This is a genomic window from Lacibacter sp. MH-610 (assembly GCF_045780045.1).
Lineage (GTDB): Bacteria > Bacteroidota > Bacteroidia > Chitinophagales > Chitinophagaceae > Lacibacter.
In genome coordinates this window covers 2,778,862-2,793,433 of record NZ_CP116002.1, presented here as the reverse complement: position 1 = coordinate 2,793,433, position 14,572 = coordinate 2,778,862, and the positions used below count along the sequence as shown (strand labels likewise).

Annotated in this window: 13 protein-coding genes; 9 read left to right on the top strand and 4 right to left on the bottom strand. The window is 39.8% G+C overall.

All coding sequences use genetic code 11. The annotated features are described in order from the left end of the window. Positions 1 to 242 precede the first annotated feature (242 nt). The 3 genes from PDL71_RS12915 to PDL71_RS12905 form a co-directional block, all read right to left on the bottom strand. A complete protein-coding gene (locus PDL71_RS12915) occupies positions 243 to 1,484 on the bottom strand; it encodes an adenylate/guanylate cyclase domain-containing protein (RefSeq protein WP_407521681.1) in 1,242 nt (413 codons plus the stop codon). Positions 1,485 to 1,880: 396 nt separating this feature from the next. Beyond that, positions 1,881 to 2,510: a hypothetical protein gene (locus PDL71_RS12910; protein WP_407521678.1), complete on the bottom strand. Its 630-nt coding sequence runs from the start codon at positions 2,508 to 2,510 to the stop codon at positions 1,881 to 1,883. Between the two features lie 104 nt (positions 2,511 to 2,614). After that, positions 2,615 to 3,997 (bottom strand): MATE family efflux transporter, encoded by a 1,383-nt coding sequence (locus PDL71_RS12905; RefSeq protein ID WP_407521677.1) that lies wholly within the window; start codon positions 3,995 to 3,997, stop codon positions 2,615 to 2,617. Positions 3,998 to 4,120: 123 nt separating this feature from the next. Here PDL71_RS12905 and PDL71_RS12900 point away from each other — a divergent pair, with 123 nt between their 5' ends. The 7 genes from PDL71_RS12900 to PDL71_RS12870 all read left to right on the top strand — a co-directional run bounded on the left by PDL71_RS12900 (position 4,121) and on the right by PDL71_RS12870 (position 12,123). After that, positions 4,121 to 4,933 carry a DUF3822 family protein gene (locus tag PDL71_RS12900; protein ID WP_407521674.1) on the top strand — a complete coding sequence of 271 codons (813 nt, stop codon included), beginning with the start codon at positions 4,121 to 4,123 and terminating at the stop codon, positions 4,931 to 4,933. Continuing rightward, complete coding sequence (locus tag PDL71_RS12895; RefSeq protein ID WP_407521672.1) at positions 4,921 to 5,466, top strand: RsmD family RNA methyltransferase; 546 nt, start codon at positions 4,921 to 4,923, stop codon at positions 5,464 to 5,466. Before PDL71_RS12900 ends, PDL71_RS12895 begins: the two co-directional genes overlap by 13 nt. A gap of 69 nt (positions 5,467 to 5,535) precedes the next feature. Then, entirely contained in the window at positions 5,536 to 6,108 is a 573-nt protein-coding gene (locus tag PDL71_RS12890; RefSeq protein WP_407521669.1) for a 5-formyltetrahydrofolate cyclo-ligase, read from the top strand. Further along, a complete protein-coding gene (gene lpxK / locus PDL71_RS12885) occupies positions 6,095 to 7,204 on the top strand; it encodes a tetraacyldisaccharide 4'-kinase (protein ID WP_407521666.1) in 1,110 nt (369 codons plus the stop codon). The genes PDL71_RS12890 and lpxK overlap by 14 nt, the downstream gene beginning before the upstream one ends. Before the next feature lie 55 nt (positions 7,205 to 7,259). Beyond that, the gene (gene rnr, locus PDL71_RS12880; RefSeq protein WP_407521663.1) at positions 7,260 to 9,317 is read left to right on the top strand and encodes a ribonuclease R; all 2,058 of its coding nucleotides are present in this window, start codon (positions 7,260 to 7,262) and stop codon (positions 9,315 to 9,317) included. Positions 9,318 to 9,319: 2 nt separating this feature from the next. Further along, on the top strand, positions 9,320 to 10,285 hold the full coding sequence (locus tag PDL71_RS12875; RefSeq protein ID WP_407521660.1) for a polyprenyl synthetase family protein: 966 nt from the start codon (positions 9,320 to 9,322) through the stop codon (positions 10,283 to 10,285). A gap of 161 nt (positions 10,286 to 10,446) precedes the next feature. After that, the gene (locus tag PDL71_RS12870; protein WP_407521658.1) at positions 10,447 to 12,123 is read left to right on the top strand and encodes an amino acid permease; all 1,677 of its coding nucleotides are present in this window, start codon (positions 10,447 to 10,449) and stop codon (positions 12,121 to 12,123) included. An 86-nt stretch (positions 12,124 to 12,209) separates the two neighbouring features. Here PDL71_RS12870 and PDL71_RS12865 read toward each other — a convergent pair whose 3' ends face one another. Beyond that, positions 12,210 to 12,647, bottom strand: a complete 438-nt coding sequence (locus PDL71_RS12865; RefSeq protein ID WP_407521656.1) for a hypothetical protein — start codon at positions 12,645 to 12,647, stop codon at positions 12,210 to 12,212. Between the two features lie 204 nt (positions 12,648 to 12,851). Here PDL71_RS12865 and PDL71_RS12860 point away from each other — a divergent pair, with 204 nt between their 5' ends. Together PDL71_RS12860 and PDL71_RS12855 are read left to right on the top strand one after the other, a co-directional pair. Next, on the top strand, positions 12,852 to 13,319 hold the full coding sequence (locus PDL71_RS12860; protein WP_407521653.1) for a DoxX family protein: 468 nt from the start codon (positions 12,852 to 12,854) through the stop codon (positions 13,317 to 13,319). A 142-nt stretch (positions 13,320 to 13,461) separates the two neighbouring features. After that, a complete protein-coding gene (locus tag PDL71_RS12855) occupies positions 13,462 to 14,484 on the top strand; it encodes a Smr/MutS family protein (RefSeq protein WP_407521651.1) in 1,023 nt (340 codons plus the stop codon). The last annotated feature ends 88 nt before the right edge of the window (positions 14,485 to 14,572 follow it).

Genomic DNA, 14,572 nt, shown 5'->3' with positions numbered 1-14,572 from the left:
TGCTTGAATTATTTTAGTTTCTGATCGCATTCAAATAATCAGATTCCCGTCATGTCGACGATATGAGACATCTCTGTAGAATAAGACTTTTGCGGATTGTAATGTTGTTCAGCTTTTGTGCTTTTTACTGATTTACGCAACGTCCCCATTTAATGGTTTGCAGATCATCAGCAAATGAATTTGGGAGATGTTGCTGAGAAGGAAAAAACTCTCAAGTTGTTGACATTTATTTAATCGTCAATTCAACTGTTCTTCACGCTATTTAGGAAATAGGTTTCCATGTTTCCTTTTCCTTTAACATAAATGGTGCGACCTTCTTCAAATATAAACTTGTCTTTAAGTGTTAAAAAGACATCTCGTGTTACCATTATTTTATTGGCTTCACTATGAGATTCCATTCTGCTTGCTGTATTGACGCTGTCCCCCCACAGGTCATAAGCAAATTTGCTGTTACCTATAACTCCCGCAACAACAGGGCCCGTGTGTATGCCAATTCTTATTTTACAATTAGTAAAAAAGCCTACTCCTTTATTCATAATTTCCAGCATTTCTAACCCGCACCTCGCTATTAATTCGCAATGGTGGTCATTGCGTTCAGGAACGCCACCTGCCACCATATATGCGTCACCAATGGTTTTAATTTTTTCCAATCCAAATTTTCTTGTGATGTTATCGAATTCTGAAAATAAATCGTTAAGTAATTCAACAAGCTTTTCTGGTTCTATATTTTGCGATAGCTTGGTAAACTCAACAATATCCGCAAACAAGATTGTAGCTCCGTCAATTCTTTCAGCTATTGTAGAAGTATTGTCATTTTTCAATTTTGAAGCTATGGAAGGTGGTAGAATATTTAACAATAAATTTTCTGACTTCTTATGAGCTTCTTCAATTTCCTCTTGTGCCTTATTAAGACTACGGTAGTGATAGGCAGTTAATGCAAAAATGATAATAGCCAATCCAATCATACTGAGGAGTCTGCCGAACTTAAAAAAATCCGGGGGAGCATTTACAAATGCACCTTTGTCAGTCGAATATAATTCGACTGCGATGAAGGCCAATAGCGAAGAAATGGATATGAGCACAATATACTTAAACTGGGTTTTTGGAAATATATAAAAAGAGGCTATGGCTGCAGTTATTAAATACAAGTGATTTTCAGAATCCCTTCCCAGTTGAAAGGCATTTAATGTAACACAGATTATGGCGCTTCCGTATAAAAACACCCTGGCTACCAGGTAATACCTGTAATAGTTAAAAACGAAAGTGCCTAACCAAACAGTTGGGAAAAAAATACAATTGAATAATACATTCTTTGAATCAGGTAATAAGGGAATAAAAAATAAAGAAAGAGGTAACAGCCAAAGTACTGCTATAAAACATATTCCATTGGTTACCCTTATATACTTAGCTTCATTAATGACAAGATCAGAGGTAATGCCAATATTTATAATTTTATTCAATAGTCGAGTTATTGGCATTTTCATGAATTCTGTGTTTTAAAACCGGCTAATATTTTAAACAGGAAAGACATTATTTAAAACTAATTCTGCTTTAGTTATTTTCATTAAAAAAAAGAATCATCTAAATTTACATCAAGATACTAAAAAAGGCATTATCATGGCTTCATTCGGAATGACGGTGAAAGAGTTTGATGAATCGCTTTTTTTATCCTGTGACATCGGAGTCCCGTCATGTCGACGATAGGAGACATCTCTGCAGAATAAGACTTTTGCGGATTGTAATCTTGTTCAGCTTTTGTGCTTTTTAGTACTGATTTACGCAACGTCCCCATCCAGCGGTTTGCAGGTTATCAGTAAATGAATTTGAGAGAAGTTGAGAAGGAGGCGTTATTCGTCCGCCGACATAAAACAAATGCAATGTTAGCGGTTCGGCTTTTTGTCTTTCAACTTGTTTAAATCATTTTTTGTAATCCAAAGAAAGTGTCCAACAGTGTCGGTCAAATCTTTGTATCTTATCAGGTCTCCAAATATTTTTGAGTTGTCAAACTTTGTTGATTTGATAACTGCAAATTTGTAAAAACTTTCTTCTTGTCTGCCAAGTTCAATATTGTCAAAATAAATGGTATCGTTTGCAACACGATATGTTCCTTTAATTTCTGAAATACCAAAACAGCCAATTCTTTCTCTGAAGGTGTAGTCGTCTTTGAGTTTGAGAGTTGTCAAGCAATTTGCTGCACCTTCTCTTTCTGCAACTAATATGTCTGTTACTTCAAACTTGTCAAAGTCTACAATTCCCAATGGTTTGAAATAAGTCAATAACAACACAGTTGTCAATAGTCCAATTAAGATGAACCTGTGGCTTTGTTTAAACTGCTCTTTAACTGCAAAGTAAATCTGTCGCAGAAGAGCTATTGCAAGTCCTAAATAAACCGCCACTAATAAGATAAAAGCAGGAATAGCAAAAAGTCCAAGTTTTCCTTCCCAATAATATGTCGTGTTGACCAGTAGAAAGAAAATAATTGTCGTGATGTAAAGTCCTTTATTTTTCAATGTGTGAAGTATGTCGTTTTAAGCTGACTGCCAACATTTGTATTTGCGCATCAATTTATTCAAATTGATATTGATTCTCAAAACGAATTTAACCAAAATTCACTTCATATCACCTTCCCCCGCCACTTCCCACTCCTGATATAAGCGTAGGCCATCACAAAAATCACAATCCAATACAATATTTCAGAAGCCCAGGCCCAGGTTAAATTGAGATGCCATACTTCCAGTACCAGGTACACATAGATAATGTAAACCATAATAGTTACTGCTTCAATGAGCAGGTTCACCTTGGTATTACCGGTGCCGGTAACAGCATTTAACCATATCACTGAAAAACTCATAAACATCATGCCCACTGTTACAATACGCAAAGGGGGAATGGCTGCATCAACAAAAGCTGCTGAAAGTTGAAAGAAGGAGAGCAGCTCTGCTGCAAAAAGGTTAAAAAGTACAAACATGAAGGTGGTGGCAATCAAGCTCAACCGCATAATGCGGTGAATGAGTTTTACCACTTCATCTTTTCTTCCCTGGCCAATGATATTACTCACCATGGCATTGGTAGTACTTGCAAAAGCCCAGATGAAAATACCGGTAAGCGAAAAAATATTCCGCATCACATTGCTGATCGCCAGTGCCCGTTCGGGTTCCTCCGGAAAAATAAGTTTACCATTCCTCTCAATGAGAATATAAAATAATAACCAGGTAATGAGGCTTATGGAAAACTGGCCGATCAATGGTGCTGCAATATTCAAAATGAGCTTTGAAATAGTTTTACTGTAAGCCCTGTGTCTGAACAAATGAAAACGCTGGTGCAGTTTTAATATAAAAATTAATGCATACACTGTAATCATTCCGATAAACTCTGCCAGTACACTGGCATAAGCTGCTCCGTTAAATCCCAGCCTGGGCATTCCGAAATGACCATTTATGAGACTGTAGTCAAAGAAAATGTTGGCGCCTGCTTCCACAAAGGTTCCAATCATTAAGAAACGGCTGTTATTGGTACCCACAAGAAACGCATTCCCCATCTGGAAGAGATAAAGAAAGGGCAGCCCCCAAACCCTGATGCGGAGAAACTCAATGGCATTGGCATCCACCTTTTCTGACTGTAACGCATTATGAAAAATAAAAGGAGTAATAAAGTAAGTAAGCGTAATGCCCACAGCCGCCATCACTGCTGCTATACGCACACCTTGCGCAAACAGTTTGCCTATTTCATCAACACGGTTTTCCCCGGCTCTTCTGGCAATAAGCGATTGAAGTGCATTGTTCAATCCATTACCAATTACGGCTACTATTAAAAAATAAACACCCGTAATGCCGGCTGTACCAAGGTATTCTTCCCCCAGGCCGCTGATGAAATAGTTATTAGCCGTAAAATTCAAAAATGGTACCAGCAGCGAGAGGCTGATGGGCAATGAGATGGATAAGATCTGTTTGTTGGTTATATCCAGCCGTAAATCATTCTTCGGTAAAGGCGTTTCCACACTGTAAAATTTGCAGCGAAATTATGTGATTTATCTCTGCCTTATTCTTCCTATTATTGCAGTGTTAAGAATTGTAAGAAATGCACTGTAGCAGTTCCTTCAGTTTGGTTTAAACAAAGAACATTGTTACACCCGGTTTATTTTTTTAAGAACAATGCCATTGATCCGGCAACACAGCATTTGCTGGTGCAGCATCATGATTCCTTTTGCGGATTTGTGCTGTTTGATCCGCAGCAGCAACAGGTGCATGGATGGGTGTTGTATGAACTGACGGCGCCATTGGATGAAACAATGCTTTCTCAGTTTACAGAACGGCAGGAATGGCTTCGTTCTTCTTTCCGCTCCGTAACCATTGCAGATTATAATGCGGTGAATACATTGGTGCCAAAACCTTTGTTTGTGCCGGGTAGTGAAAAACAATTATTAGAAGTAGTGCCCGGTTTGCATCATAACCATATTTTACTGGAAGATGCCACGGCTGATGTGGTAAATATTTTCCAGGTGCCTGCGGCAGCTTATACCGCTTTTGCCCGCTTGTTTCCTGCCGCTAAATGGAAGCATCACGAAACAGCCGTATTACAACAGTTGCCCACAGAAGAAGCAAAAATTAATATGGAGCTATGGTTTCACCGTATGTTTCTTTTTGCTGAACAAAATGGTAAATGGCTGCTGTTACAACAGCGTGCTTATCAAACACCGGAAGATGTATTGTACCATGTGCTTAACTGCAAACAACAGTTTGGCATGCGGGATGAAGTAATGGTAACAGTTACAGGAATGATTGAAGAACAATCAGCTTTATACAAACTCTTGCATCAGTATATTCTAAACCTGGAACCGGAGCAGCAACTGGTATATGGTTTTCCGCCCAATACATCGGATATTCCCAATCATACCAAATCATCTCTCGACCGTATTTTAACATGCGTATCATAAGCGGCAAATTCGGAGGAAGAAGTTTTCAGCCACCGGCTAATATGCCTTATACAAGGCCCACAACAGATATTGCCAAAGAAGGGCTGTTCAACATCATTCAAAACAATATAGAAGTTGAAGGCATCAAAACACTGGATCTGTTTGGAGGCACCGGAAGCATCACCTATGAACTGGCAAGCCGTGGCGCCGCTGATCAAACCATTGTAGAAAAAGATGTGCAGATGAGTGGCTTCATCAATACGATGTGTAAAAAGCTGGGCATTGATGTAAAACTGGTGAAGATGGATGTGTTCAGATTCATTGAACAATGCAATGAACAGTTTGATTTTATTTTTGCAGGTCCGCCTTACGCATTGGGTACCATTGATGAATTGCCCAAGCTCATTGTTGAGAAAAAATTACTCAAAGAAGCTGGATGGTTTGTACTGGAACACACACCCAGGAACAGTTATAAAAATTACCCGTTGTTTAAAGCAGAACGGAATTACGGAACAACGGTATTTTCAATATTTGTAAATTCAAAAGCAGAGTAGCCATCAACAGACCTGGAGGCGAATTATATTCTTTGTTTCTTTGTGTCTTCGTGGTAAAACAAATAAATTTTGACCAAACAGCAAGCAAGAAAACTTTATACTGAAAAGCGGATGCAACTGCCGGTTGCAGACCGGAACCGCTTTGATGATCTCTTGCTTATACAATTTCAAAAATTAGTATTGCCTGAAATTTTGCTGGTACACACTTATCTTGCTATGGAAGCAAAGAAAGAATTTGCAACGGATGCCATTCTGCATTATATGGAGTTTCAGCATCCGGGTGTACAGTTTGTAATACCAAGGGTGAATGCTGAAACCAATGAGCTGGATAATATCCTGCACACAGAAGATTTATTGTTTACCACTAATTCATGGGGCATTGCAGAACCGGTAGATGGTACTGTAGTTGATGCAAAGGAAATTGACCTGGTGCTGGTGCCTTTGCTTGCCTTTGATACTGCAGGTAATAGAGTAGGTTATGGCAAAGGTTACTATGATAAATTATTGGCACAATGCCGCCGTGATGTACTAAAAGTGGGTTTCAGTTATTTTGAACCCCTTGATAAAATCGCTGATTCTGCTTCATTTGATATACCTTTAAGTTACTGCGTTACGCCGCATCGTATTTATGAATTTGGCTAATATCACATTTCAATCCATACGTTTCTTATTGTTGCCTTTTGCATTGTTGTATGCCTTGATCATTTGGGTACGCAACCGGTTGTATGATAAAAAACTGCTGGAGTCAGTTTCATTTAACCTGCCCATCATCTGTGTTGGTAACCTGAGTGTGGGAGGTACCGGTAAATCACCGATGATTGAATACCTTATCCGTTTGTTGAAGGAGGAGTATCAACTGGCGGTGCTGAGCCGTGGTTACAAACGCAAAACCAGTGGATATGTACTGGCTAATGAAAATACAGGTGCACTTGAGATAGGCGATGAACCCATGCAGTTCTATTCCAAATTTCCTGAAGTGGCAGTAGCAGTTGGTGAAAAAAGGGTGGAAGCTGTTCCGCAATTGCTGCAGGACCGGCCGAAAACAGAAGTTATTTTACTGGATGATGCATTTCAGCATCGTTCTATTCTTCCGGGCTTTTCGATTTTGCTTACTGATGTCAATAATCTCTACACTAAAGATTTTTATCTCCCCACCGGTGATTTAAGGGATGAGGTAAGAAGCAGCAGAAGAGCTGATATCATTGTTGCTACTAAGTGCAAACCCACGTTTAATGAAGAGCACCGTGCAAAAGTTACAAAGGATTTAAGCCCCCTGCCGCATCAGCAATTGTTTTTCAGTACCATTGAGTATGGGGTGCCGCATCATATTCTTAACAACAGTCAAACCTATCATCTGCATAAAAACCTGGAAGTATTGCTGGTAACAGGTATTGCCAATATTGAACCGCTGAAGCGTTACATCCTTGACAGTACCTATACCTATGAACGTATGAGTTTCAGCGATCATCATATTTTTACGATTGATGATTTAAATGAAATTAAAAACAGGTTTGCCGGCATCAACAGCGAGCAGAAGATTATTATCACTACAGAAAAAGATGCTGTGAGATTAATGAAGTTTCAAACAGAGCTGCAGGATTTGCCGCTTTTTGTACTGCCCATTCAACATAAAATTTTGTTTGATGAGGAAGAAAAATTCAGGAGTGCTGTGGTTTCGTTTATAAGAAATTTTCATCAACCAAAGCAAACTCCCGTTGAAAATATAATGCAGCCATAAATCCATGAAGACTTCTTTCAATAGTGAGGAAGAACAGATTATTTAAAACACTTACATGAGTAAAAAAAAGACAGATAAAAAAAGAAAGCAGGGTGCAGAAAAACATGCGAGTTACAAAGGAACTGTTGAAATTACCCGCAGTGGTATGGCCTTTGTTACCGTAGAAAATATGCAACGTGATGTCTTGGTGCGTCCGCATCATTTAAACACAGCATTGAATGGGGATATTGTAGAAGTAACCATCTCCAAAGAAAGTAATAGCGGCCGGAATGAAGGAAGTATCACAAAAATTATTGAACGAAAACAGGTAGAATTTATCGGCCGTTTGCAATTCCAGAAGCATAATGTGTTCTTTATTCCTGAAAGCGACCGGCCCATGCCGGATATTCATATTGCATCAGATAAAACAGCGGGTGCTGAAAACAATGATAAAGTAGTTGTAAAGCTTATTGAATGGAATAAAGATAAACGTTTGCCTGAAGGTGAAGTTCTGGAAGTGATCAAAGGTGAAAACGTAAACGACCTCGCCATGAAGCAACTGCTTTTGCAGGGCGGTTTTTCATTGAGCTTTAGTGATGAAGCATTGGAAGAAGCAGCTCGCCTGCCTGAAATCATTTCAAAAGAAGAAACATTAAAGCGAAGAGATTTCCGTGGTACGTTAACCTTTACCATTGATCCTGTGGACGCCAAAGATTTTGATGATGCACTTTCTATTAAAAAACTCACCAACGGGTTGCTTGAAATAGGTGTGCATATTGCCGATGTAAGTCATTTTGTACAACCGGGTATGACATTAGATGATGAAGGATACGACCGGGCCACTTCTGTTTACCTGCCGGACCGTGTGAATCCTATGTTGCCGGAACGCATCAGCAATGAATTGTGCTCTTTACGTCCACATGAAGACAAGTACACTTTTTCGGCGGTATTTAAAATGAGCAGTAAAGGAGAAATCAAAGACGTTTGGCTGGGCAGAACGATCATTCATTCCGATCATCGTTATACCTATGAAGAAGTGCAGCAGATCATTGAAACGGGTGAAGGATTACACAGCGATGAAGTATTACTGCTGAATCAACTGGCGCAGAAGATGCGGAAAGACCGTTTCAAAAAAGGTGCTATTAATTTTTCTTCATCTGAAGTGCGGTTTGTTTTGGATGAAAACAAAAAACCTGTTGGCATTACTGTAAAAGAAAGCAAAGAGTCGCATCAGCTCATTGAAGAATTTATGCTGCTGGCCAATAAACATGTGGCGATGTATATTGGAAGTATTCATGTAAAAGATAAACCGGTGCCGTTTCCGTACCGGGTACATGATACGCCAGACGAAGAAAAATTATTGCCGTTTATTTCTTTTGCCAAAAAGTATGGTCATAAGTTTGATAACTCATCACCGGAAAAAATTGCCGCCTCCTTTAATCAATTATTAAATGATGTGCAGGGTAAACCTGAACAGCATGTGCTCGAGACGCTGGGCATACGCACCATGGCCAAAGCGGTTTATACTGCCGAGAATATCGGTCACTATGGACTGGGGTTTGAACATTATTGTCATTTTACTTCGCCGATCCGTCGTTATCCAGATGTAATGGTGCACCGGATTTTACAGCAATGCCTGGATGGAGAACCCCAGATTGATAAAAAGATGGAGCAGAAATGCCGTCATTGCAGTGAACGGGAACGGGCGGCTATGGAAGCAGAACGTGCTGCCAACAAATACAAACAGGTAGAATACATGAGTGAGTACCTGGGTGAAGATTTTGACGGTGTGGTGAGCGGAGTGGCCAGTTTTGGATTTTGGGTAGAAACAGTTGAACATAAATGCGAGGGACTTGTTAGTTTGTTTTCCATAAGTGAACTGGATGATTTCCGATACATTGAGGAAGATTATTGTTTGGTGGGCAGAAGAAGCGGTAAAACATTCAGAATCGGAGAGAAGGTGCGGATCAAAGTGGTGGCTGCCAACCTGGAAAAGCGTCAACTGGATTATGAATTGGTAGTACCCAATGCATTGCCAACCGTTAGACAAAATGGAAATGCAATGGCTAAGCAGCCGAAGAATAAAACAAGCAGCCCGAAACAGTTTGGGCAGAAAAAAAGAAAGAAAAGATAGTCATGAAATCGTTTGAAGAATTATTAAAATCTTTTGAAACCTATTTCAGCGAACGGCAATTCCCATCGTCGCCTGCAACACTATACGATCCTGCACAATACATTCTTGGTATTGGTGGTAAAAGGGTTCGCCCGGTTTGTGTACTCATGGGCAATGAATTATTTGATGATCTTAAAGAAGATGCCTATCATGTAGCAGCTGCTGTTGAACTGTTTCACAATTTCACATTGATCCATGATGATATTATGGATAAAGCACCGCTGCGCAGAGGGATGCAAACGGTACATACAAAGTATGGTGAACCTACGGCTATACTTGCCGGGGATGCTACTTTTGTTCAATCGTATGTAAAACTTTCGGCCATACAACCACCTTTATTACAGGAAGTAATGCCCCTGTTTAACAGAACCGCACTGGAAGTATGTGAAGGTCAGCAACTGGATATGGACTTTGAACAAAAAGCAAGTGTGAGCCTTGATGAGTATGTTGAGATGATTACGTTAAAAACATCTGTATTGCTGGCGGCCAGTTTAAAGTTAGGTTCCATCATTGGCGGAGCCAGTAAAGGCAACAGGGATCATTTATATGAATTCGGAAAAAATCTTGGCATCGCTTTTCAGATTCAGGATGATTATTTGGATGCTTTCGGGGATCCTGCAAAATTCGGCAAGCAGGTGGGTGGCGATATTTTAGCCAATAAGAAAACATTCCTGATGATTCATGCTTTGGAAACAGCTTCACCATCTGATAAAGAAAAATTAGAGCAGTTACTGCAGTCCAACCCTGAAGATAAAATAGCGCAGGTACTTGCCATCTTTAAAAATGCCGGTGTTGATTCATGGGCTCTACAGCTAAAGAATGAATATTTTGAAAAAGCACTGCAGCACTTAGATGCCATTGCAGTCATGAGTAAACGTAAAGAGCCGTTGCAGCAACTGGCAAAATTTTTAATACAGCGGGAGTATTGATGATAAGAATTAAATAAGCACAAGAGTGCGACGCCACATCTGTTGAACAGTATTCATCAAGCTTGTACCATATGGCATTTTTCTTTGCGAAAGCAAAGTACCTGTAAAAGACTTGTGCTTTCCCTATTTTTCCCTATTTTGAACCCTTCAAAACCAATCTCATGAGCAAGAGTTTATTCCGCACAAAAAAGATTGACCAGATTTTAAAAGATATGCCGGAAGAAGGTCATGGCGGCGGTCTCAACAAAGTGTTGAACGTTCGTGATCTTACCTTTCTCGGTATTGCCGCAGTAATTGGTGCGGGTATTTTTTCAACCATTGGTTCCGCAGCTTTTCACGGAGGTCCGGGGGTTTCCTTATTATTCGTTATTACGGCTGTAACCTGTGGGTTTTCAGCTTTGTGCTATGCAGAGTTTGCCAGCCGCATTCCCGTGAGCGGAAGCGCATATACCTATGCGTATGTGAGCTTTGGTGAATTGGTGGCGTGGATTATTGGCTGGGCTTTGATATTAGAGTATGCTATTGGTAATATTGTGGTGGCAATCAGCTGGAGCAGTTATTTCAATAATCTCTTGCAGGGTTTGAATATTCATCTTCCTTTTTGGTTAACTACCAATGGCACTGCTGCCGGTGAAGCGCTGGCAAAAGTGAATGAAGAAATTGCTAAAGGTGTAGCGATGACACCGGATATGCAAACCATCATCAACGGGTTTAACAGTGCACCGGAGTTGATGGGTACCAAACTGTTTTTAAATCTTCCTGCTTTTATTATTGTAGGCTTGATTACGATTCTTACTTATATCGGCATTAAAGAAAGTAAGAAGAGTGCCAATGCCATGGTGGTATTTAAGATACTAGTGATCATTTTTGTAATCATTGTTGGCTTCTTTTATGTAAACACGGATAACTGGAATCCTTTTATGCCCAATGGTTTTACCGGTGTGTTACAGGGAGTGAGTGCTGTGTTTTATGCTTACATCGGTTTTGATGCCATCAGCACCACTGCAGAAGAATGTAAAAATCCACAGCGTGATTTACCACGTGGTATGATGTATGCGTTACTCATCTGTACGGTGTTGTATATTTTGATTGCCCTGGTGTTAACCGGTATGGTGCATTACAGTGAATTGAAAGTAGATGATCCATTGGCCTATGTATTTGATAAAATCGGGTTGAAATGGATTGGCTATATCATCAGCATCAGTGCGGTTGTAGCAACTACATCGGTGTTGCTGGTATTTCAGTTAGGTCAGCCCCGCATCTGGATGACGATGAGCCGTGATGGTTTATTACCCAAGCGTTTTTCCAATATTCATCCCAAGTATCAAACACCGGCATTTGCTACTATTATCACCGGTTTAATGGTAGCTGTTCCTGCATTAGTGCTTCCTTCTTCTATCATGACGGACTTAACCAGCATCGGTACCTTGTTTGCCTTTGTATTGGTTTGCCTGGGTGTTTTATTCCTGCCCCGCATTCAAAATGCAGGTGCCGGTAAATTCAAATTGCCTTATATCAACGGGCAATATATTATGCCTGCGATATTGGCTTTGTTTATTTATTTATTCCGCACAAGAGTAGTTGATGCTGTAACTAATATTTCTAATGAATCACACCAGGAAATATTGTTCCTTGTATTTTTATTAATAGCAGTGGTTGTAACTGCTTATACCTTCATCCGCAAATATTCACTTATCCCCGTGCTGGGAGCTTTGAGTTGTTTGTACCTGATGATTGAAATACCTGTTGCCAGCTGGTTCTGGTTTTTTGTGTGGATGGGAGTGGGACTGCTCATTTATTTCTTCTACGGTTATCGTAAAAGCAAATTATCAGCTTAAAAGCTGTTATTCTAAAATTCAAAAGCTGTTGCAGGTTCCTGCCACAGCTTTTTTTGATTTTGGGTAAACTATAATGTAGGGTTATATCAAATAGCGTATTGCTGCGTTAAAGTATTGTTGATCACTTTAAAACTTTCCCCTGCAGCAACAATCTGGTAAGTATTATCCATAGCACGTATGTTGGGTTTGGATAAATGTTTCTGATCATAAGGCTCCAGCAAATCTGTTTCTTCTATAAAAGTTCCGTGGCTGTCAAAGGTTCTTTCAATCACCCTGTATTGAAAATGCCAGGGGTTTACATCATCGCTGTGCTGGCCGTTGAGTGTAACATCATCATTAAAACCTTCAAAAATCAATTCGCTGGTATGCTCACGGTTCTGATTAAGCTGTTCTGTAATTTCAATGAGTTCATTCATAGCAGGGTCGCCGTGTACAATACCGCTGTCCCAAACATTTTCGCCATTGAGGAATACTTTTAAACGGTTGTCAACGTGTTTTACGTTCACGAAATATTTCTTTTCCATAACACTTACATTTTGTTTTGTGGTTGATGAATTTGAACAGGCTAATTTCGGCAGAGATGGATTTTGAGCAGATGATGAACGTTACCGCCATTGCTGATTTTGGTTGCTGCTGCGGCTGACTGTAAAACTTTGCTTGTAAAAACCGGATATCTGTCGTAACTTTTACCTGCTCCTTTATAATTGCTCATCTTAAAAACTTGCTTTATGAATCTGATGAATCGTCTTGAAAGCTGGGGTGACAGGCATCACCCGAAATGGCTTGATTTTGTACGTATTGCAGCAGGATTAATCATTATGCTCAAAGGCGTACAGTTTATCAATAACATGCAACCGCTTACAGATCTCATGGCAAAAAGCGGATTTCTCGGTTCAGCTGGTTTAGGCATTGCAGTACATATTGTAGTGTTTGCTAACCTGCTGGGTGGTGCTATGATTTTGTTTGGATTATTAACCCGTGCTGCCTGTATCGTTTTAATCCCCGTGATGCTGGGCGCTATATTTATTGTAAACCTGCCTGCCGGCGTATCACAAACAAATGCCGAACTGTGGCTTTCTGTTATCATATTGTTCCTGCTCATACTCTTTGCCATCGAGGGCAGCGGTAAACTGAGCTTTGATGAATGGATGCGTACCCACAGTGATGAACGACCACATAAACATAAATGGGAATAGCTGTCAAATTCTAATAGGTAAAGCCGCTTCATTTGAAGCGGCTTTATTATTAATCTTAATCTCGTTCATTTATGAATAGCGTGGTTTGTGATGGGCAAGTCCCCCTTGGGGGGATTTAGGGGGCTGTCTTTATCTTTGCATTATGAAATTCCAGGTAGGCGATAAAGTATTACTGATTCATTCCAATGAAGAAGGAGAAGTGGTGGACATCATCAATAAACAAATGGTTACCGTAGATGTGGGCGGTGTGCAGTTTCCTGTTTATACAGATCAGATTGAGTACCCTTATTTTAAACGGTTTACTGAAAAAAAACCGGCTCCTCCCAAACAAAAACAATATGTAGAAAATATTAAAAAGGAAAAAGGAAGTACTATTAAGCAATATAATGTGGGTGAAGGTATCTGGATTTCTTTATTGCCTGTGTTTGATAAAGATGTGTTTGATGATGATGTGGTGGATTATTTCCGTATTTACCTGGTGAATAATACTGCAGCTACTTATGAATTCACATACTTTTTAAGGTTTGATGGCGAAGTGGATTTTGAACTGAAGAATGAGCTCTTGCCTTTTAATGATTTTTATTTACATGATGTGCCCCTGGAAGATTTAAATGATTCGCCCCGTTTTGATTTTGAGTTTGAACTCAAACCCAAAGACAAAAAGAAAGCAGATTATGCGGAAGCCTCTTTTAAAATCAAACCCAAGCAACTGTTTAGACGAATTGAAGAATTGTTATTGAAACAGGAAGCCAGTTTTTCTTACCTGCTCCTCGAAACATATCCTGATAAACCTGTGGAAGAAAAGTTTGACCTGCATAAACTCTCGGGTGCAGGGTACAAAATTTATGATGCCGGCGAAGCAAGGCAGCATATACCACCGGCCCGCAGTGTGATTGATCTGCACGTTGAAAAAATCACCAACTACTGGAAAGGACTCAATAATTTTGAAATTCTTTCGCTGCAGCTCAAAGAGTTTGAAAAATACTATGAGCTGGCTTTGCTGCATTTTCAGCCATCGCTCATCATCATCCATGGAGTGGGAGAAGGAGTGTTGCGTGATGAAATACATGAACGTTTACGAAACAAAAAAGAAGTAAAGAGTTTTGTAAACCAGTATCATCCTTTGTATGGCTATGGAGCTACTGAAGTTTTTTTTGAGTATTGAGAAAAATGTAGAATTATGTACGGTTGTACAAGAGTCCCGCTAAAGACGGGATTTGCAATACGACGCAAATACGTTGAATATTGTTTCA